The sequence below is a fragment of the Deltaproteobacteria bacterium GWC2_65_14 genome (assembly GCA_001797615.1).
Classification (GTDB): domain Bacteria; phylum Desulfobacterota; class Deferrimicrobia; order Deferrimicrobiales; family Deferrimicrobiaceae; genus GWC2-65-14.
Genome location: MGPV01000042.1, coordinates 69601 through 90430 on the forward strand (window position 1 = coordinate 69601; position 20830 = coordinate 90430).

At 67.2% G+C, this 20830-nt stretch carries 17 protein-coding genes; all 17 read left to right on the top strand.

The genetic code is table 11. From position 1 onward, the window contains the following. Positions 1-3: 3 nt before the first annotated feature. On the top strand, positions 4-1074 hold the full coding sequence (locus A2X88_01990; GenBank protein ID OGP33864.1) for a chorismate mutase: 1071 nt from the start codon (positions 4-6) through the stop codon (positions 1072-1074). Between the two features lie 57 nt (positions 1075-1131). Next, on the top strand, positions 1132-2154 hold the full coding sequence (locus tag A2X88_01995) for a 3-deoxy-7-phosphoheptulonate synthase (GenBank protein OGP33865.1): 1023 nt from the start codon (positions 1132-1134) through the stop codon (positions 2152-2154). Next, the gene (locus A2X88_02000) at positions 2151-2993 is read left to right on the top strand and encodes a hypothetical protein (protein ID OGP33866.1); all 843 of its coding nucleotides are present in this window, start codon (positions 2151-2153) and stop codon (positions 2991-2993) included. Before A2X88_01995 ends, A2X88_02000 begins: the two co-directional genes overlap by 4 nt. Position 2994: 1 nt before the next feature. Further along, positions 2995-4272, top strand: a complete 1278-nt coding sequence (locus tag A2X88_02005) for a 3-phosphoshikimate 1-carboxyvinyltransferase (protein ID OGP33867.1) — start codon at positions 2995-2997, stop codon at positions 4270-4272. Then, positions 4269-4964 (top strand): cytidylate kinase, encoded by a 696-nt coding sequence (locus A2X88_02010; protein ID OGP33868.1) that lies wholly within the window; start codon positions 4269-4271, stop codon positions 4962-4964. Before A2X88_02005 ends, A2X88_02010 begins: the two co-directional genes overlap by 4 nt. Beyond that, positions 4961-5851 (top strand): 4-hydroxy-3-methylbut-2-enyl diphosphate reductase, encoded by an 891-nt coding sequence (locus A2X88_02015; GenBank protein ID OGP33869.1) that lies wholly within the window; start codon positions 4961-4963, stop codon positions 5849-5851. Before A2X88_02010 ends, A2X88_02015 begins: the two co-directional genes overlap by 4 nt. Before the next feature lie 84 nt (positions 5852-5935). Further along, positions 5936-7699: a hypothetical protein gene (locus A2X88_02020; protein ID OGP33870.1), complete on the top strand. Its 1764-nt coding sequence runs from the start codon at positions 5936-5938 to the stop codon at positions 7697-7699. Between the two features lie 13 nt (positions 7700-7712). Further along, the gene (locus A2X88_02025; GenBank protein OGP33871.1) at positions 7713-8615 is read left to right on the top strand and encodes a hypothetical protein; all 903 of its coding nucleotides are present in this window, start codon (positions 7713-7715) and stop codon (positions 8613-8615) included. 21 nt (positions 8616-8636) lie between these two features. Then, positions 8637-8915: an integration host factor subunit beta gene (locus A2X88_02030; GenBank protein ID OGP33872.1), complete on the top strand. Its 279-nt coding sequence runs from the start codon at positions 8637-8639 to the stop codon at positions 8913-8915. A gap of 7 nt (positions 8916-8922) precedes the next feature. Then, positions 8923-9423: an HIT family hydrolase gene (locus tag A2X88_02035; protein ID OGP33873.1), complete on the top strand. Its 501-nt coding sequence runs from the start codon at positions 8923-8925 to the stop codon at positions 9421-9423. Positions 9424-9460: 37 nt separating this feature from the next. Further along, complete coding sequence (locus A2X88_02040) at positions 9461-12073, top strand: DNA mismatch repair protein MutS (protein OGP33874.1); 2613 nt, start codon at positions 9461-9463, stop codon at positions 12071-12073. Positions 12074-12207: 134 nt separating this feature from the next. Next, on the top strand, positions 12208-13230 hold the full coding sequence (locus A2X88_02045; protein ID OGP33875.1) for a hypothetical protein: 1023 nt from the start codon (positions 12208-12210) through the stop codon (positions 13228-13230). 7 nt (positions 13231-13237) lie between these two features. Further along, positions 13238-15910, top strand: coding sequence for a [protein-PII] uridylyltransferase (locus A2X88_02050; protein ID OGP33876.1), 2673 nt, complete (start codon positions 13238-13240; stop codon positions 15908-15910). A 13-nt stretch (positions 15911-15923) separates the two neighbouring features. Then, entirely contained in the window at positions 15924-16469 is a 546-nt protein-coding gene (locus tag A2X88_02055) for a hypothetical protein (protein OGP33877.1), read from the top strand. Positions 16470-16477: 8 nt separating this feature from the next. Beyond that, positions 16478-17371, top strand: a complete 894-nt coding sequence (locus A2X88_02060) for a site-specific tyrosine recombinase XerD (protein OGP33910.1) — start codon at positions 16478-16480, stop codon at positions 17369-17371. A gap of 7 nt (positions 17372-17378) precedes the next feature. Continuing rightward, a complete protein-coding gene (locus A2X88_02065; GenBank protein ID OGP33878.1) occupies positions 17379-20012 on the top strand; it encodes a hypothetical protein in 2634 nt (877 codons plus the stop codon). A gap of 93 nt (positions 20013-20105) precedes the next feature. Then, positions 20106-20822 (top strand): hypothetical protein, encoded by a 717-nt coding sequence (locus A2X88_02070; GenBank protein OGP33911.1) that lies wholly within the window; start codon positions 20106-20108, stop codon positions 20820-20822. The last annotated feature ends 8 nt before the right edge of the window (positions 20823-20830 follow it).

The window sequence follows — 20830 nt, forward strand, 5'->3', positions numbered from 1 at the left end:
CCGATGCAGGACCGGATGAAGGAGCTTCGTGCCGAGATCGACGCGGCGGATAACGGGATCCTCTCCCTGCTGAACCGCCGGGCCCGGGCGGCGCTCGAGATCGGCAAGCTCAAAACCGAGAAGAACCTCCGCTACTACGTGCCGGAGCGGGAGGTGGAGATCCTGCGCCGCCTCATCGCGGAGAACCCCGGCCCCTTTCCGGGCGAGGCGCTCAAGGCGATCTACCGGGAGATCATCTCGGCCTCCCTCTCCCTCGAAAAGCCGCTGAGCGTCGCGTTCCTCGGGCCGCGGGCGACCTTCACCCACCTCGCCTGCCTGAAGCACTTCGGCGAGAGCGCCGAGTACGTCCACCAGATCACCGTCTCCGAGGTGTTCGACGCGGTGGAGCGGGGGATCGCCGACTTCGGCGTCGTCCCGATCGAGAACTCGAGCGAGGGGATCGTGAGCAACACGCTCGACATGTTCGTCGAGCACACCCTCCGGATCAGCGGGGAGATCCTCCTGGAGGTGGACCACGATCTGCTGTCGGTGACGGGGGACGCCGGGCATGTGCGGAAGATCTACTCCCATCCCCACGCGATCGCCCAGTGCCGGGGGTGGCTCGAGCGGAACCTGCGGGAGATCCCGGTCTTCGACGTGGAGAGCACCGCCCGGGCGGCGGAGCTCGCCGCGGACGACCCCTCCGCCGCCGCGGTGGCCGGGGAGGCGGCCGCGAAGCTCTACGGCCTCAAGGCCGTCCGGAAGCGGATCCAGGACAATGCGAACAACTTCACCCGGTTCATCATCGTCGGGAAGCTGTCCCCGGAACGGACCGGGAACGACAAGACCTCCATCCTCTTTTCCGGGAAGGACGAGGTGGGGTCGCTCTACCTCATGCTGGAGCCGTTCGCGAAGCACCGGGTGAACCTCACGAAGATCGAATCCCGGCCGGTCAAGAAGAAGGCGTGGGAATACCTTTTTTTCCTCGACATGGAGGGGCACATCACGGACGACCCGGTCGCGGGGGCCGTGGACGAGCTGCGGATGCGCGCCCATTTCCTGAAGATCCTCGGATCCTATCCGCGCGCGATCTGACCCCCTTCGGGGGCGGACACCGCGGGGCGGCAGAGGAATCCCCGGGAGGAGCTGTACATGATCATCGTGCTGAAAGGCGGGGCGACCGCCCGCGAGATCGAGCTGGTGGAGGAGAAGATCCGCTCGTACGGGCTCACCTGCCACACCTCGAAGGGGGTGGAGAGGACGATCATCGGGGCGATCGGCGACGAGCGGCACATGCAGCCGGAAGCCTTCGAGGGGATGGAGTGCGTCGAGAAGGTGCTCCGGATCCTCAAGCCCTACAAGCTGGTCAGCCGGGACTTCCAGAAGGAGGACACGGTCGTCACCGTGAGGGGGCAGAAGATCGGGGGGGGCACCGTGGCGCTCATCGCGGGGCCCTGCTCGGTCGAGGGGAAGGAGATGATGCTCGGGGTGGGAAGCCGGGTGGCCTCCTGCGGAGCCTCCTTCCTGCGGGGCGGCGCCTTCAAGCCGCGCACCTCCCCCTACGCATTCCAGGGGCTGGGGGAGGAGGGGCTGCGGTACCTCGAGGAGGCGCGCGAGATCACCGGGCTGCCGGTGGCCACGGAGCTGATGGACCCCCGGGACATCGACCTGGTGGTCCGGTACGCCGACGTGATCCAGATCGGTGCGAGAAACATGCAGAATTTCCGCCTCCTGACCGAAGTGGGGAAGCTCGACAAGCCTGTGATCCTGAAGCGGGGCTTAAGCGCGACGATCGTGGAGTGGCTGATGTCGGCGGAGTATATCGCCTCCGAGGGGAACAGCCAAATCATCCTCTGCGAGCGGGGGGTCCGGACCTTCGAGACGGCCACCCGGAATACCTTCGACGTGTCGTCCATCCCGGTCGTGAAGGGGCTCTCCCACCTGCCGGTGATCGCCGACCCGAGCCACGCGGCGGGAAAGGTGGGGCTGGTCGAGCCGCTGGCCGCCGCCGCGATCGCCGCCGGAGCCGACGGAGTCATGATCGAAGTCCACCCCGACCCGGAGAGGGCGCTGTCGGACGGTCCGCAGTCGCTCCGGCCCGACGCCTTCCGGGAAATGATCCCCCGCCTGAAGAAGATCGCGCAGGCGGTCGGGAAGACGCTGGCGAACGCATGAGCCGGGAGCGCCTGGGAATCGCGGGGCTGGGACTGATCGGCGGCTCCCTGGCGCTCGCGCTGCGGAGAACGCGGGGTTCCCCGGAAATCTGGGGATTCGACCGCCGGGCGGAGCACGCCCGGCTGGCCGTGGAGCGGGGCGCGATCGACCGCGCCTGCGGCGAGCGGGAGATCGCCTCGTGCGACATCGTGATGGTCTGCGTTCCGGTCCAGCGCTCCCTGCCCCTCATCCGCCGCCTGGGGAAGAGGATGCGCCCCGGGACGGTGCTGACCGACGCCGGAAGCGTCAAGGCGGAGATCGTGCGGGCAGGCACGGAGAGCATCGCTCCCGGAGCCGAGTTCGTCGGCGGCCACCCGATCGCCGGGACGGAGAACTCGGGCTTCCTGGCGGCGGACCCGAAGCTCTTTTCCCGCAAGACCGCGATCCTCACCCCCGCCAGGGGGAACAGCGAGGGAGCGCTCCTCCGGGTCGGGAAGCTGTGGGAACGGGCGGGAGCCCGGGTCGTCCGGATGGACCCGGAGACCCACGATCACGTGTTCGCCTACGTGTCCCATCTCCCGCACGCCGTCGCGTACGCCCTGGTCCACTCCGTGGCGACCCTCTCCTCCCGGGTACCCCTGGGCTACTCTGCGGGAGGGTTCCGGGATTTCACCCGGATCGCCTCCAGCAATCCCGAGATGTGGAAGGATATCGTCCTCCAGAACCGGACCGAGGTCCTGCGCGCCGCCGCGCACTACCGGAGGAGCTTCGATCGGCTGACCCGGCTCATCCGGGAACGGGACGAGACGGGGCTGATCGCCTATTTTCGAAAGGCGAAACAGACCCGGGACGGGATCTGACGTGAAGCGCACGGGCGGACTGGAAGGAACGGTCGGAGTACCCGGAGACAAGTCGATCAGCCACAGATCCGTCCTGTTGGCCTCCCTGGCCGGAGGGGAGAGCAGGATCCGGGGGTTCCTGTCCGCGGAGGACACCCGGCGGACGGTGACGATGATGCGGGCGCTGGGGGTTTCGATCGAGGAGCGGTCCGCAACGGAGCTGCGGATCGAGGGCCCGGGGATGCGGCGGTTTTCCGAGCCCGGGGACGTCATCGACGCGGGGAACTCCGGGACGACGATCCGGATCGGGGCCGGGCTGCTCGCGGCGCAGCCTTTCGTCACCTTCATCACCGGAGATCCCTATCTCCGTCGCCGGCCCATGGGAAGGATCGTGCTCCCGCTTTCCCGGATGGGGGCGAGGATCACCGGCCGCCGCGACGACACCTTTCCGCCGCTCTGCATCCGGGGCGGTACGCTCCAGGGGATCCGGTACGAGATGCCGGTCGCCTCCGCCCAGGTGAAGTCCTGCCTCCTGCTGGCCGGTCTCCACGCCGATTCCCCGGTCACGGTCGTGGAGCCGCTCCCCTCGCGGGACCACACGGAGAGGATGCTGTCGGCGATGGGTGCGCGGGTGATCCGGGACGGGGACGGGATCACGGTCCATCCCGCGGAGGCCCTCCCCCCCCTTACGATGCAGGCCCCCGGCGACATCTCCTCGGCCGCCTTTTTCCTGGTGCTCGCCGCCTGCCTGCCGGGCTCCCGCCTCCGGATCCCGGGGGTGGGGGTGAACCCGGGGAGGACCGGGGCCGTCGAGGTGCTCCGCAGGATGGGGGCGGAGATCACCTTCGAGTCGGTCCGGGAGGAGGGGGGGGAACCGGTCGCCGATCTGGTCGTCCGGGGCCGGGAGCTCGTCGGAACGGAGGTGGAGCCGGCGGAGATCCCTTCCCTGATCGACGAGGTTCCCGCGATCTGCGCCGCCGCCGCGCTGGCCCGGGGCCGCACGGAGATCCGGGGGGCGCAGGAGCTGCGGGTGAAGGAGTCGGACCGGATCGGGGCGATGCGTTCTTCCCTTTCCCGGCTCGGAGTTCCGTGCGGCGAAACTCCGGACGGGATCTGGGTCGAGGGGCCGGCCCGGCTGCGGGAAGGCGAAACCTGCGACAGCGGCGGAGACCACCGGATCGCGATGTCGATCCTGGTCCTTTCCGCCGCGAGCGGGGTTCCGGTGAAGGTTTCCGACACCTCCTGCATCGCCACGTCGTTTCCCGGGTTCGAGGAACGTCTCGGGGAACTGGTCCGGTGAGGGAGAGGCCGATCGTGACGATCGACGGCCCCTCCGGCGCCGGGAAGAGCACCGTGTCCCGTCTCCTGGCAAAAAGGGCCGGGTTCGTCCGGCTGGACACGGGGGCGATGTACCGCGCCTGCGCGCTGGCCGCCCGGAGGGCCGGGATCCCATGGTCCGACGGGGATGCGCTCGGCCGGCTCTGCGGGCGGTTGTCGATGGAGTTCCGCCCGGCGGACGGGGAGCTGCGGCTGTTCCTGTCGGAGGAGGATGTGAGCGGCCCCATCCGGTCTCCGGAGGTCAGCATGGGGGCGTCGGAGGTGTCCGCCCATGGGCCGGTGCGGGACTCGCTGGTCGCGCTCCAGCGGAGGATGGGGGAGCGGGGAGGCGTGGTGCTGGAAGGACGCGACACGGGGACGGTGGTCTTCCCGGACGCCGAGGTGAAGTTCTACCTGGACGCGCAGGCGGCCGTGCGGGCGATGCGGCGGTATCTCGAGTGGGGGGCGGAGGCGGGGAAGCCGTTCGAAGAGGTGTTCCGGGAGGTGCTGCGGCGGGACATCCAGGACAGCACCCGGGAGCACTCCCCGCTTTCCGTCCCGCCCGGGGCGATCCGGATCGACTCCACGAACCTCTCCGCGGGGGAGGTGGTCGACGCCATGATGCGCCATCTTCCCGTCTCGGAGGGAAGGAGCCGGGAAGGAGCGGACCGGTGAAACGGATCCACATCGCCCGGAGCGCGGGGTTCTGCTTCGGCGTCAAGCGGGCGATCTCGATCGCGAACGACACCGCGCGGAAGGGGGAGAAGGACCGGGAGGTGCGCCCCATCCATTCCCTGGGTCCGCTGATCCACAATCCCCAGGCGGTGCGGGACCTGGAGACCCGGGGGGTCCATGTCGTCGAGTCGGTGGACCAGATCGCCTGCGGGAAGGTGATCGTCCGGTCCCACGGCATCACCCGCGCCGACCAGGAGGCGCTGCGCGGGAAGGAAGTGGAGGTCATCGACGCCACCTGCCCGTTCGTGAGCAAGGCGCAGGAGCATGCCTCCCGGCTGAGCCGGGAGGGGTACGCGGTGATCGTGGTGGGAGACGAGAACCATCCGGAAGTGAAGAGCATCGTCAGCTATATCGGCCCGGGGGTTCCGATCCTCGCCTCCCTGGAGGAGATCCGGCGCATCAAGCCCGGGGTCCGGAAGGCGGGGATCGTCGCGCAGACGACCCAGTCGCTCGAGCGTCTGCTGGAGTTCGTCTCGGCTGCCCTGTCGAAGTTCCCCGAGGTGCGGGTCTACAACACGATCTGCAACGCGACGATCCTGCGGCAGAAGGAGTCCATCGCGGTTGCCGGGAGGACCGACCTGATGATCGTCCTGGGGGGCTACAACAGTGCGAACACCCGGCGGCTCTTCGAGATCTGCCGGGAAATCAACGAGAACACGCTCCACATCGAGACCGCGGAGGAACTGTCGACGGGGCCGCTCGAAGGGGTCGCCAGCGTGGGGGTGACGGCAGGGGCCTCCACTCCCCAGTGGATCATCGACGGACTGGTCGGGAAAATCCGGGAAACCTGGTCCGGAGAACCGGTGGAAGTGGTCTACACCCAGTAGCGGAACCCCGCGAAAACCCATGATACTGGTTGCATCTTTCACGGGGTATGATATACGGACAGCATAATCCACAAGGAGCGGAAGATGGACGACAAACCCGTTGACCAGAACCAACCGGACGGGAACCGGATGGATGCAGAGGATGGCGACATCGGGCACCCGGGCAAGACCGAGGACGACTTCGGGAAGATGTTCGAGGAGAGTCTGGAAACCCCCCAGGAGGGCGAGATCATCCACGGGGTGGTGATCCAGGTGCTGAAGGATTATGTCGCGGTCAACATCCACCGGAAATCCGAGGGGATGCTGCAGCTCACCGACCTGACCGAGGAGGAGCGGTCCTCCCTCTCGCCGGGGGACCCGCTCGACGTGATGGTCGAGCGGTACGACTCCACCCAGGGGTTCGTCCTGCTGTCCCGGGAAAAGGTGCTGCGCGCCCGGATGTGGGACGACCTCCAGAAGGCCCACGAGGAGGGAACCCCCGTTCCCGGGAAGATCGTGGCCAAGGTCAAGGGCGGATACACGGTCGACATCGACGGCGTGAAGGCCTTTCTCCCCGGGAGCCAGGTGGACCTGCGTCCCGTGCGCGACAACGAGTCGGTCATCGGGCTCGAGGGGAAGTTCAAGGTGCTCAAGCTCTCGCGGAAGAAGGCCAACGTGGTGGTCTCCAGGCGCGCGCAGCTGGAGCAGAACCGGGAATCCGGCCGGAAGACGATCCTCGAGAAGATCCGGGAGGGGGACGTCGTCGAGGGGAAGGTCAAGAACATCACCGACTACGGCGTGTTCATGGACCTGGGGGGGCTCGACGGGCTGATGCACATCACCGACATGAGCTACGGGAAGGTGTCCCGTCCCTCCGACGTCTGCAAAGTGGGGGACGTCTTCCGCGTGAAGGTGATCCGGTTCGACCGGGAAAAGGAGCGGATCTCCCTGGGACTCAAGCAGATGAAGCCGGATCCCTGGGAGGGAATCGATTCCCGCTACAGGCCGGAGACGCGCCTCTCCGGCCGGGTGACGAACACCACCCGATATGGCGCCTTCATCGAGCTGGAGGAGGGGGTGGAAGGGCTCCTGCACGTTTCCGAAATGTCCTGGAGCAAGCGCCTCCGGGATCCCTCCGAGGTCATGACGGTGGGAGATACGGTCGAGGTCGTGGTCCTGAAGCTGGAGCAGGAGCAGAAGAAGATCTCTCTGGGATTCAAGCAGCTTCTCCCCAATCCGTGGGAGCAGCTCCGGGTCGCGCACCCGGAGGGGTCCGAGGTGGAAGGGGTCGTGAAGAACCTCACCGATTTCGGGGTGTTCGTGGACATCGGGGGGGAGATCGACGGGCTGGTCCACATCTCCGACCTCACCTGGAGCCAGCGGGTGAAGCATCCCGGGGAGCTCCTGAAGCGGGGGGACAGGGTCCGGGCGAAGGTCCTCAAGGTCGACCCGCATGCCCAGAAGTTCTCCCTCGGGATCAAGCATCTGGAGTCGGACCCGTGGGACGGCGTCGAGGGCCGGTTCCGGAAGGGGGCGGCGGTGAACGGGAAGATCACCCGTGTGGCCGACTTCGGCGTGTTCGTGGAGCTCGAGGAGGGGGTCGAGGGGCTCGTTCACATCTCCGAGCTCTCCCGGGAAAAGGTCGACACTCCCCACTCCCTCTTCAAGGCGGGAGATGCGGTGGGGGCGGTGGTGCTGTCGGTGGACCGGGCCGGCAAGAAGATCTCCCTGAGCGTTCGCGCGCACCAGGACGGGATGGAGCGGAAGGACCTGGAGTCCTACATGTCCCGCTCTTCCGATCCCCCGGAAAACATGACCGCTCTCGGGGAGGCGCTGACCCGGGCGAAGATGAAGATCAACGGGGAGTGACCCCGGGGGCCGCATGACCGAAGGGAGTCCATCCCCCGTGCGACGGGGACGTCGTCCGTTTCTCCGGGGATGCGCCGTCATTCTCGCGTCAATGGCCGGGTTTTTCCTCCTGTTGGGGATCGTTTCCCGGATGGGCGATATGTCGTTTTTGGGGGGCGGAAAGGTCGGCATCGTTCCCATCATTGGGCTGATCGCCGACTCCGAACCGGTCATCGGGCAGATCCGCAAGTTCGCGAAGGACGATTCGGTCAAGGCGATCGTCCTCCGGATCAACTCCCCGGGGGGAGGGGTCGGTCCCTCCCAGGAGATCCACGAGGAGGTCCGGAAGCTCCGGGGGAAGAAGGTGGTGGTGACCTCCATGGGGGCGCTGGCCGCCTCCGGGGGATACTACATCGCCTGCGCCTCCGAGAAGATCTTCGCCAACCCCGGGACCATCACCGGCTCCATCGGCGTCATCATGCAGTTCGTGAACGTCAAGGAGCTGATCGAGAAGATCGGGGTCCGGGGGATGGTGGTCAAGAGCGGCGACTACAAGGACATCGGCTCCCCCGTCCGGGAGATGAAGCCCGGGGAGCGGAAGCTCCTCCAGGGGGTGATCGACAACGTCCACGGACAGTTCGTGGGAGCGGTGGCCGAGGGGAGGAACCTGCCGCGGGAACAGGTTCTCGCGATCGCCGACGGCCGGATCTTCTCCGGGGAGCAGGCGAAGGAGCGGGGGCTGGTCGACGTCCTCGGGAACCAGGAGGACGCGGTCGCGGAGGCGGCCCGGATGGCGAAGATCGAGGGGGAGCCGAAGGTGGTCACTCCCCCGAAAAAGCGGTTCTCCATTCTGGAATTGCTTCGGGACGAGGCGAAAAGTATAATCGACGAGGCATTGACCCATTCCCGGTTTCGATTGGACTATCTTTCACGATAACGATCCCGGAGGGAACGTGGCATGACGAAGAGCGACCTGGTGCAGATGATGTCGGAGAAACTCGGCACGCTGACGAAGAAGGAATGCGAGGTGATCGTGGACACGGTCTTCCACAACATGCGGGATGCCCTGCAGCGCGGGGAGAAGATCGAGATCCGAGGCTTCGGCAGCTTCACCGTCCGCGTCCGCCGCGCAAAGGAGGGGCGCAATCCCAAGACCGGGGAAAAGGTCTTCATCCCGGAAAAAAGGATCCCCTTCTTCAAGGTCGGCAAGGAACTGCGGGAGATGGTCAACGGGTGACCCCGTAGTGGAGCGGATCTTCTCCCCCTGGCGGATGGAGTATATCCGGGGGGGCGGTTCCTCCGGAGGGCGGTGCATCTTCTGCGTAGGCGAGGATGAGCGGGACGACCCCGAGCGGCTGGTGCTCGGGCTGTACCCGGCCACCCTCGCCGTCCTGAACCGGTATCCCTACAACAACGGGCATGTTCTGCTGGCCCCGAGGAGACACGTGGCCGATCTTTCCGACCTCACGCCGGAGGAGCGGGGGGAGCTGATCTCCCTGCTTGCCCTGGGCACGAAGGCGATCGGGGAGGAGTATTCCCCGGAGGGGCTCAACATCGGGATGAACCTCGGCAAGGCGGCCGGCGCCGGGGTGGAAGACCACCTGCATCTGCATCTCGTTCCCCGGTGGAAAGGGGACACGAACTTCATGACCTCCGTCGTGTCGACCCGCGTTCTCCCGGAATCGCTTCGGGAGACGCATGCGAGGCTTTCCGGGAGATTCGGGCCGCTGCGTCCCTCCCGGTGACCTCCGCGCCCGGCGACCGCCACTCCGCGAGAAGGTGATGTCGGTACCGCTGACCCCCGCCATGCAGCAATACGTGGAGATCAAGTCCCGGTACCGGGACTGCATCCTCTTCTTCCGCATGGGGGATTTCTACGAGATGTTCTTCGAGGATGCGATCCGCGCATCCCGCCTGCTCGACATCGCGCTGACCACCCGGGACAAGGAGGCGAACATCCCGATGTGCGGCATTCCGCACCATGCGCGGAACGCCTACCTGTCGAAGCTGATCCGGCAGGGGTGCAAGGTGGCGATCTGCGAGCAGATGGAGGAGCCGGGCGGACGCGGGCTCTTCCGCCGGGAGGTGACCGAGGTGGTGACCCCCGGGCTCGTCTTCCAAGAGGAGTGCCTGGACGCCCGGGGGAACAACTTCCTCGCCGCGGTGCGGCCGTCCTCCCCCTTTGCCTACGCGGCCCTGGACGCCACGACCGGGGAGTTCTTCTACGAGGCCTGCGACAGCGCGGAAGCGCTTTCCGACGCCCTCTACCTCCTCACCCCGTCGGAGTTCGTCCTCGTGGAGGGGGAGTCCCCGGAGGAGACCCCGGGGCGGGAGGACGGGGCGCAGCGGATGGGACGGCTCTTCGAGGGAACGCTCGTGACCGAGCTTTCCCCCGGGGAGGTGGAGCGCTTCGAGGTCCCGGCCGGGATCGAGGGGATGCCCGGCCCCGGACATCCCGCACGGGTCGCCGTCTCGGCCGCGCTGCTCTACCTCCGCAAGCATCAGCCCGCCGCCCTCGCGGAGATCCGCCGGGTCACGGAGAAGGAGGGAAGACGCTACCTTGCGTTGGACGAGGCGGCGGTGCGGACCCTGGAGATCTTCTCCTCCCTGTCGGGCGATCGGAAGGGAAGCCTGCTGTGGGCGGTGGACCGGACGCGGACTTCGATGGGAGCGCGGCTGCTGCGCTCCTGGCTGGCCTCGCCTCTCGTCGACCCGAAGCGGATCGGGGAGCGTCACGAGGCGGTGGCCGAGCTGGTCGAGTGCGGACACGAGCGGAAGCTGCTCGCGGAGCGGCTGGGCGGGCTCCCCGACCTCTCCCGCCTGGCGTCCCGCCTTGCCCAGGACCGGAGCGGCCCCCGGGATATCGTCGCGCTGTCCCGCGCCCTGCAGGATCTGCCGGAGATCCGGGAGGCCCTCTCCTCCGCCGTAAGCGTTCTGCTGGCCCAGGCCCGGGAGGGGATGGGGGATCACCGTGCGTTCGTGGAGAAGGTGTCGGGGGCCTTGCGGGAGGAGGCCCCCGTCGGATTCCGGGAGGGAGAGGTCTTCCGGGAGGGACACCACCCCCGGGTGGACGAACTGGCCCACCTCCTCACGCACGGCAGGGAGATCCTCGCCGGCATGGAGGCGCGGGAACGGGAGAGAACCGGAATCCAGAGCCTGAAGATCCGGTACAACCGCGTGTTCGGCTACTCCATCGAGGTGTCGCGCGCCAACCTCGACCGGGTCCCGGAGGAATATACCCGGCGGCAGACGCTGGTGAACGCGGAGCGGTTCGTCACGCAGGAGCTCAAGGAGTTCGAGGCGAAGACGCTTCGGGCGGAGGAGGAGCGCTGCGCCCTCGAGGAGGAGCTGTTCCTCGCGCTCCGGGAGGAGCTCAAGGCGCATCTGCCCGGAATCGTCCGGGCCGCGGGGGCGGTGGCGGAGATCGACGTCCTCCTCGGCTACGCGGAGCTGGCCGTCTCCTCGGGGTACTGCCGTCCCTCCGTGAACGCGGGACGGGAGATCGTCATCGGGAACGGCCGCCACCCGGTCGTCGAGCGGATCCTCGGGCGGCACGCCTTCGTGCCGAACGACTGCCGCCTCTCCCCCGGCGAGACGCAGGTCGCGGTCCTCACCGGTCCGAACATGGCCGGGAAATCGACCTACATCCGGCAGGTGGCGCTCATCGTCCTGCTGGCCCAGGCCGGATCGTTTGTCCCGGCCGACCGGGCCGAGCTCGGCGTGGTGGACCGGATCTTCACCCGGATCGGGGCGTCCGACGACATCTCCCGCGGGGAGAGCACCTTCATGGTCGAGATGCGGGAGACCTCCCGGATCCTCTCCGGAGTCACCCCAAGGACCCTCGTGGTGCTCGACGAGGTGGGGCGGGGGACGAGCACCTTCGACGGCCTGAGCATCGCCTGGGCCGTGGCGGAGCACCTGCACGACCATGCCGACCGGCCGAAGGTCCTCTTCGCGACACACTTCCACGAGCTGACCGACATCGCGCAGACCCGGCCGCGGGCGAGGAACTTCCACGTGGCGGTCCGGGAGTGGCAGGGGGAGATCATCTTCCTGCGGCGGATCGACGAGGGGAGCGCGAGCAAATCCTACGGGATCCAGGTGGCGCGGATCGCCGGGATCCCGGGCCCCGTGATCGAAAGGGCGCGAGAAATATTGAAAAACCTGGAATCCGCCGAGTATAATGAATACGGGATGCCCAGCATCGCCGGCCCGGGGGCTGCGGACCCGGCCGCGGGCGCCCAGATGGATCTGTTCCGCGGGCCCCGGCCTTCGTCCGAGGAGGAGGCGGTGCTCGACGAGATCCGCAAGGCGGACGCCGAGCGGTTCACGCCACTGGACGCGCTCCTGCGGCTGGTGGCCTGGAAAGAGAGGTTGTCAAAGGGAAATCGGTGAGATTTCTCACCCGCCATCGTAACGCGGTTCTCCTCGCGTCGCTCCTGGCATTTCTGTCCCCGGTGTCTTCCGCGTCCCCCGCAACGACCGCCGTATCCGGAATCCGCCACTGGTCGAGCGGCGAATACACCCGCGTGGTGATCGACCTGGAGGGGGAGGCGAGATACGAGGCGGGCTTCCTTCCCGCGGATCCCGGCAACGGGCTTCCTCCCAGGATCTTTCTGGACATCGAAGCGGCGGAGGTCCGGGAGGAGCTCCTGCGGGCCCCCGTGCGCGTGAAGGACGGCCTCCTCCGGGACGTGCGGGCCGGACGGAACCGCCAGGGGATCGTCCGGGTGGTGCTCGACCTCGAGCGGGAAAGCGGCTACCGGGTGTTCGACCTCTCCGGTCCGCCGCGGATCATCGTGGACATCGACTCGAAGGGGAGCGGGTCCTCCCCGGCCGCCGGGCCGGCTCCGACGAGGGGAAGGATCCTGGTGATGATCGATCCGGGCCATGGCGGGAAGGACCCGGGGGCGATCGGCCCCTCCGGCCTGATGGAGAAGGACGTGGTCCTCGAGATCGGGCGTCTCGTCCGGCAGCAGCTTCTGGCCGACGGAAGGTTCGACGTCCGGATGACGAGGGATTCCGACCTCTTCATCCCGCTCGAGGAGCGGACCGCCATGGCGAACCAGGCGGCGGCCGACCTCTTCGTCTCGCTCCACATCAACGCGAGCCGCAACCGGAGGGCCGAGGGGATCTCGACCTACGTGCTAAGCCACGCCACCGACCGGGAATCCCTGGAACTGGCGGCGCGCGAGAACGGGGTTCCCGTGGCGAAGCTCTCCGCCGTGAAGTTCATCATCGACGACCTTTCCACCTACGGCCGGAAGAAGGAATCGCTGCGCCTCGCCAAGAGCGTGAACGATTCGATCGTGCGGAACGTGAGGCGGCGGCACGGGCCGGTCCAGGACCTCGGGCTGAAGCAGGCCCCCTTCTACGTGCTGGTGGGCGCGCGGATGACGGCGGTCCTGGTGGAGGCCTCGTTCATCAGCAACCGGACGGAGGAAACACGGCTGCGCAGCCGCGCCTACCTGGAGACGATCGCGCACAGCGTCGCGGAGGCGATCCGCTACTACGGGGAAAAGAACGGCGCGCTGGCCAGCGCCGGCACGTGAGCCGACCGTGACCCCCCCGGTCTTCAACGCCGCCATCGCCGGGAAGGAGACCTCCGACCGGGATTTCCGGCTCTATCTGAAGGACTATCTCGCGGGCACCCTGGCCTCGGTGCTCTCGGAGCAGCGGGAGACCCTCGGGGGGGGGACCCTGGCCGCCCGCGGGGTTTCCGACGCCGTCGACGACGTGATCCGGGCCCTCTACCTCCGGGGGCGGGAGCAGTTCCTCGCATCCGCTCCCGACCTTGCGTACCGCCTCTCCCTCGTCTCGGTGGGAGGATACGGACGGCGGGAACTCTGCCCGAAGTCCGACATCGACCTGCTGTTCCTCTATCCGTACAAGGTGGACCGGTATGTCGAGGCGGTCACCGAGTCGATCCTGTACCCGCTGTGGGACCTGGGGATGGATGTCGGGCACAGCGTCCGCACCGTGAAGGAGACGATCCGGATGGCGACCGCGGACGATTCCGTGCGGACCTCCCTGATGGATTGCCGTTTCGTCGCGGGGGAAGCGGAGTTCTACCGGGAGTCGCTCCCGGAGATCGAGAAGTTCCTCTATTACACCCAATCCGACCGGTTCATCGACCGGAAGCTGGTGGAGATGCGGAGCCGCCACGCAAAGTACGGGGCGACGGTCTACGTGCTCGAACCGAACGTCAAGGAGGGGAAGGGGAGTCTGAGGGACCTCCACACCGCCCTCTGGTCCGCCAGGATCAAGTACAAGTGCAGGGACCTGCGGGAGCTCGGGAACAAGGGGGTCGTCTCCTCGAAGACGATCCGGGCGTTCGAGCATGCGCAGGACTGGCTGCTCCGGGTGCGGAACGAGCTGCACACCCTGAACGGGAAGAAGGCCGACGTGCTCACCTTCGAGGTGCAGGACAGGATGGCCGGAAACTTCGGGTACCGCTCGCGGGGGAGGGACCTGGCGGTCGAGCGATTCATGCGGACCTACTACATGAACGCCGCGATGGCGGCTCACATCGCGGAGGAGATCCTGGAGCAGGTCGACCGGTTCCTCCCCGAGGGGATCCGCGGCAGGATCCTCTCCGTCCAGAGGAAGAAGATCGAGGGAGTCGCGGTCCTCTACAAGGGGAAGGTCCATCCCCTGGAGGGGGTCTCCTTCCGGAAGGAGCCCGGGAAGATCTTCGAGTTCTTCCGGACGATGCAGCGGACACGGTCCGCGATGTCCGCGGAGGCGAAGGCGGCCATCCAGAAGGCGCTTCCCGCGCTCGGGCCCGGGTTCCGGGAGGACCCGTCGTCGGCGAAACGGTTCCTCGAGATCCTCTCGGATCCGCTTTTCCTGCGGGAGACGCTCACTGCGATGCACGAGAGCCGGTTCCTCGGCCGGTACATCCCGGAGTTCTCCTCCCTCTCCTTCCGCGTCCAGCGGGACATCTATCACGTGTACACCGTGGACATCCACCTGATCCGGGCCACGAGCGTCCTGGCCGGGATCGAAACGGCGGCGTCCCGGACCAGGGAGGAGGAGGAGTTCCTGGCGATCTACCGCGCGATTCCCCGGAAGGACCTGCTGAACCTGGCGATCCTCTTCCACGACATCGGGAAGGGGAAGGGGCACGGGCACTCGAAGATCGGGGCCGGTATCGTGCAGGAGATCGGGGTCCGGTTGGGGCTCTCCGCGGAGCAGGTCCTGGATCTCGTCTTCCTCGTCGAGCACCACCTGCTGATGGCGCACGTTTCCCAGCGCAGGGACATGCACGACATCGAGCTGATCCTCGGGTTCTCCGAGACGGTGGGAACCCTTCGCCGGCTGGACATGCTCTACCTGCTCACCTACGCGGACCTGCGGGCGGTCGGGCCGGAGGTCTGGACCCAGTGGAAGGCGATGCTCCTCGCGGAACTGTATGCCAAGGCGAAAAACTTCCTCGAGACGGGGACGCTCAAGCGGATCTTCGAGGAGCAGCCGAGGCGCAGGAGGGAGCAGGTCCGGGAATTGCTGGAAGGGTTTCCGGAAGAGGAAATCCTTTACTATATCTCCCGGTTCGACGACCGGTATTTCCACGCGACACCCGACGCCCGCTTCCGGGACCACTTCGGGATCCTCCGGGAATACGACGGGAGCACCCCGAGGGTGAAGCTGTCCGATTTCCCCGAATCGGGCGCTTCGGAGATCCTGATCGCCTGTTCCGACCAGCGCGGCCTGTTCGCGAAGATCGCCGGCACCCTGTCGGCGAACGGGTTCAACATCCTGAACGCCACCATCTCCACCTCGATCGACGGGGTCGCGCTCGACAGCTTCTACGTGACCTATCTGGGGAAGTCGATCCGGGACGATCCGAAGGGGGATCGGGTGGCGGCGGACCTGGTCGCGGTTCTCAAGGGGGAGACCGGGGTGGACCGGCTGTTCGCCGAGCGGATGTCCCCCCGGTTCGTCCGGGAGAAGGTATCCCGGTACCGGCCCACCCGGGTCGTCTTCGACAACGAGGCCTCCTCACGGTACACGGTCGTGGACATCTTCACCTACGACCGGATCGGCCTGCTGTACGACATCACCCGGACCTTCTCGGCCCTGGGGATCGACATCGCCCTGTCGAAGATCTCGACGAAGGCGGACCAGGTGGCCGACGTCTTCTACCTGCAGAACCGGGAGGGAGAGAAGATCCTCCGGTCCGAGGACCTCGAGGAGCTCCGGAAGGCGCTCCTTGCGGCGATCGGTGAGTGAAGAGGGGCGCGGGATGAAGGCGGGGATCCTCTCCGACAGCCACGACCACCGGGAGGGGGTGGAAGCGGCCCTGCGGCGGTTTCTCGAGGAGCGGATCGACGTGGTCCTGCACCTGGGCGACGTCTGCTCCCCGGATCTTCTCAAGGGCTTCCGGGCCAGCGGGATTCCGCTGGTCGGCGTGTTCGGGAACAACGACGACGACCTTCGGGGCCTTCAGGAGGCGTCGGGAAACGGGTTCCACCGGGGTCCCCACATGCCCGTGCTTGGGGGGAGGCGGATCCTGATGGCCCACACCTTCGACGAGCTGCAGGAGGAGATCGGGGAGGGGGGAAAGTTCGACCTGATCCTGTTCGGGCACACCCACCGCCCGCTGACGATGCGGGTGGGGAGGGCGCTCGTGCTGAACCCCGGGGAGGCCTGCGGGTTCGTGAGCGGGAGGGCGACCTGCGCCGTGGTCGACCTCTCCTCGATGGAGGCCGGGATCCTCGATCTCTTCCGGGAGGAGGCATCCGAAGGGGACGTTCCCCGGGCGGCGGCGGGACGGAACCCGGAGGGGTGAGGGGACCGGTGGACACCGACGCCCGGGCCGACGCCTTCCTGCTGCACCTTCGGACGGAGAGGCGGCTTTCCGCGAACACGGTCGAGGCGTACGGCTTCGACATGCGCAGATTCTGCTCCTTCCTGGCGCGGGAAGGGGTCTCGCCGGAGTCGTTCGGAAGGCCGCACCTTCTCCGGTTCCTCTCCTTCCTTCGGGAGGGGGGACTCTCCGCGCGAACCGTCGCCCGTCAGGTTTCGACGATCCGCTCCTTCTTCCGATACCTCGTGCGGGAAGGGGTGCTTTCCACCAGCCCCGTTTCCGAGGCGCGGGGCCCGAGGATCGGCCGCCCGCTCCCGAAAACCCTGACCCACACGGAGGTGGAGCGGCTCCTCGCCGCCCCCGACTCGCGGACCCCGGAGGGGCTGCGCGACCGGGCCATGCTCGAGCTGATATACGCCTCGGGGCTTCGGGCCTCGGAGGTCGTGACGCTGCGGCAGGAGCATGTCGATCCCCGCGCGGGGTTTCTCCGGATCACGGGAAAGGGGGGGAAGGAGCGGGTGGTCCCGGTCGCCCTCCCGGCCCTGGAAACCCTTCAGCTCTATCTCGAGCGGGGCCGGCCGGCCTTCCTGAAGGGAAGGGGGGCGACGAACGCCCTCTTCCTGAGCCGAAGGGGGCGCCCGATCACCCGCCAGACCCTCTGGAACCGGATCGGGAGGTGGGCGAGGGAGGCCGGCGTCCGGGGGAGGATCTCCCCGCACAGCCTGCGCCACTCCTTTGCCGGCCATCTGCTCGCGGGAGGGGCGGACCTGCGGGCGGTCCAGGCGATGCTCGGGCACGCCGACATCTCCACCACCCAGATCTACACGCACGTGACGGCCGAGCGGCTCAAGGAGATCCACCGGAAGCATCACCCGAGGGGGTAGGCCCCGCGTGGACGTCATCACGACCCACATCAACGCCGACTTCGACACCATCGCCTCGATGCTGGCGGCGAAGAAGCTCTATCCCGGCGCGGTCCTGGTGCTGCCCGGCTCGAAGGAGGAGTCGGTCCGGGGGTTCCTCCTCCAGTCGGCCCTCTACGCGATGGAGATCCTCAAGCCCAAGGAGGTCGACCTCTCGGCGGTCACCCGCGTGATCCTGGTGGATATCCGGAACTCCTCCCGGATCGGGGTGTTCCGGGAGGTGGTCGCACGGCCCGAAGTGGAGGTCCATGTATACGACCACCACCCCGACGAGGAGGCCGACATCCGGGGCGCGCACGAGGTGATCCTGAAGGTGGGGTCGACCACCACGATCCTGGTGGGGATACTGCAGGAGCGCGGGATCCCGATCTCACCGGACGAGGCCACCGTCATGATGCTCGGGATCTACGAGGACACCGGGTCGCTCATCTTCCCCTCGACCACGGTGGAGGACTACAGGGCGGCGGCCCACCTCCTCTCCTGCGGGGCCAACCTGGGGGCGGTGGCGGACATCCTCGCCAAGGACCTTAGCGCCGAGCAGGTCTCCCTCCTCTACGACCTGATACAGGGGTCCCGCGTCTACACCGTCCACGGGGTGGAGGTGGTGATAGCCGAGGCGCGCCGGGAGGAGTATGTGGGGGACCTCGCCGTCCTGGTCCACAAGCTGCGCGACATGGAGGCGGTCAACGTCCTCTTCGCCGTCTGCCAGATGGGGGACCGGGTCGTGCTGGTCGCCCGCAGCCGCAAGCCCGACGTGGACGTGGGGGCGGTGATGCGGGAGTTCGGGGGGGGCGGCCACCACTACGCCGCCTCTGCCAACGTGAAGGATGCGACGATCTTCCAGGTCCGGGAGAGGATCCTGGAAATCCTCGCGAAAAAGGTGATTCCGCTGCGGACCGCGAAGGACCTCATGGTGACCCCGCCGCGGACCGCTGCGGTCCAGGATACGATGACCGACATCCACAACATGCTCACCCGGTACAACATCAATGCCGTTCCCGTCCTCCGGGGGGATGAGGTCGCCGGGATCATCACCAGACAGATTGTGGAAAAGGCTTTGTATCATGGGCTTGGAGATGAAAAAGTCGAGGATTACATGAATACCGACGTAGAGTCGGTCGGGCCTTCGGAGGATGTGGGGCGGGTGCAGGAGATCATCATCGCGAGCAACCAGCGCCTCGTCCCGGTCGTCTCCGGGGGGCGGCTCGTCGGGATCATCACCCGGACGGAGTTTCTCCGGTTTCTCCACCAGGTGCGGGACCTGGTCCACCCCGGGGGCGAGTATGATATCCCGGCCGAGGGAGCCCCGGCGCGGAGCAAGATAGTCTCGAACCTGGTCCGGGAGCGCCTCCCGAAGGCGGTCTTCGGGATCCTGCAGGCCGCCGGGGAGGTGGCCGAGCGGATCGGGATGAACGCCTACGTGGTGGGGGGTGTCGTCCGTGACATCCTCATGCGGAACGAGAATCTGGACCTGGACATCGTGATCGAGGGGGACGGGATCGCCTTCGCGGAGGCCTTCGCGCGGGAGCATCCCTGCAGGGTGCGCCCCCACCACAAGTTCGGGACTGCGGTCCTGGTCTTCCCGGACGGGTACAAGGTGGATGTCGCCACGGCGCGGGTCGAGTACTACCGGGAGCCGGCGGCCCTTCCGGTGGTCGAGTTCAGCAGCATCAAGCTGGACCTCTACCGGCGGGATTTCACCGTCAACACGCTGGCACTGCGGCTCAACCCCGGCGCCTTCGGGGAGCTGATCGACTTCTACGGAGCCCAGCGGGACATCAAGGAGAAGGTGATCCGGGTCCTTCACTCCCTCTCCCTGGTCGAGGACCCGTCCAGGATCCTCCGGGCCGCGCGGTTCGAGCGCCGGTTCGGCTTCACCATCGGCAAGCACACCCAGAACCTGATCCGCAACGCCGTCCGGCTCGACCTGATCCGGCGGCTGCCCAAGCCCCGGCTCTTCGGGGAGCTGGAGCTGATACTCGCGGAGGAGGAGCCGGTCGGCGTTCTGCGCCGCCTGGCGGACTTCCGGGTGGGACCCTCCATCCACCCCGGGATCACCCTGGACAAGGCCCAGATCGGGCTGCTGGAGGAGACCGCCGAGATCCTGGTATGGTTCTCCCTCCTCTTCCTCGAGGAGAAGGTCGAGCGGTGGGGGGTCCTGTTCCTCTCCCTGCTCGATCCGCTCGAGCCGGAGGAGGCGAACCGGCTGGCGGCCGAATTCGGGGCCGGGAGGCGGGTCCGGGAATGGATACGCATCTCGAAGGAGGAGGCGCCGGAGGTCCGCGACCGGCTCCTCTCCACCCGGGTCGTCTCCCGGAAGATCGTCTACGACGCCCTTTCCCCCCTTCCGAACGAGGTGATCCTCTTCCTGATGGCCAAGGCGAAACACCCGGACATCAAGCGCTACATCTCCCTCTACTTCACCCAGCTCAAGTCGGTCCGGACGCAGGTCACGGGGAAGGACCTGGTCGGGCTCGGCTACAGTCCGGGCCCGGTCTTCAAGGAGATCCTCGACGAGATCCTGGAGCGCAAGTTCGCCGGGGAGCTGAAAACCAAGGCCGACGAGCTTTCCTTCGTGCTTTCCAGCTTCCCCAAGGGGTAGGGACAGCCCCCGGAACGCGGCGCGGAGCGGTTGCCGGCCCCCTTTTTCTCCCGCATCTGCTACCATATACCTTTGCCGGCGAAGGGGGTTCGGTTGTTCGACATCCAGGCATTCCTGCACAGGATTTCCATCGAGGCGGTCCCACTGATCCTGGCCATCACCTTCCACGAGGCGGCGCACGGGTACGTGGCGATGAAGAAGGGGGACCCCACGGCGAAGATGCTCGGACGGGTGACCCTCAACCCGATCGCCCACATCGACCCGGTGGGGACCATTCTCCTTCCCGCGATCCTGATCCTGACCCGCAGCCCCTTCCTGTTCGGCTGGGCGAAGCCGGTCCCGGTGAACTTCCGTCTCCTCCGGGACCAGAAGCGGGACCCGATCTACGTGGCCTCGGCGGGCGTGGTGACGAACTTCGCCCTGGCCGCCCTGTCGGGCCTCCTCTTCCGCCTGATCGGGATGCTCGACCCGGCCGTGGTCCGGGACGTCTTCTTCTCCGGGGTCCATTCCCAGGCCGAAGGGACGGCCCAGATGGTGCTCCTGCCGCTGGCGCTGATGTGCGTCGCCTCGATCAAGTGGAACGTCCTGCTGGCGATCTTCAACCTGATCCCGATCCCCCCCCTGGACGGCGGGAGGATCGCGGTGGGGCTTCTCCCGTTCCGTGCCTCCCAGGCGCTCGCCTCGATCGAGCGGTACGGGATGCTGATCCTGATCTTCCTGTTCATGTTCGACCCGTTGGGTATAATACGTGGGATCGTTTACCCCCTGATGAGGCTGCTCTTCGCCGTATTCCTGGGGGGAATTCCGTAAGGTCGCGG

Coding starts and splice junctions, on each gene's coding strand:
- A2X88_02055 (OGP33877.1), top strand. CDS start 15,924: ATGAAGGCGGGGATCCTCTCCGACAGCCACGACCACCGGGAGGGGGTG.
- A2X88_02040 (OGP33874.1), top strand. CDS start 9,461: ATGTCGGTACCGCTGACCCCCGCCATGCAGCAATACGTGGAGATCAAG.
- A2X88_02025 (OGP33871.1), top strand. CDS start 7,713: ATGACCGAAGGGAGTCCATCCCCCGTGCGACGGGGACGTCGTCCGTTT.
- A2X88_01995 (OGP33865.1), top strand. CDS start 1,132: ATGATCATCGTGCTGAAAGGCGGGGCGACCGCCCGCGAGATCGAGCTG.
- A2X88_02030 (OGP33872.1), top strand. CDS start 8,637: ATGACGAAGAGCGACCTGGTGCAGATGATGTCGGAGAAACTCGGCACG.
- A2X88_02020 (OGP33870.1), top strand. CDS start 5,936: ATGGACGACAAACCCGTTGACCAGAACCAACCGGACGGGAACCGGATG.
- A2X88_01990 (OGP33864.1), top strand. CDS start 4: ATGCAGGACCGGATGAAGGAGCTTCGTGCCGAGATCGACGCGGCGGAT.
- A2X88_02000 (OGP33866.1), top strand. CDS start 2,151: ATGAGCCGGGAGCGCCTGGGAATCGCGGGGCTGGGACTGATCGGCGGC.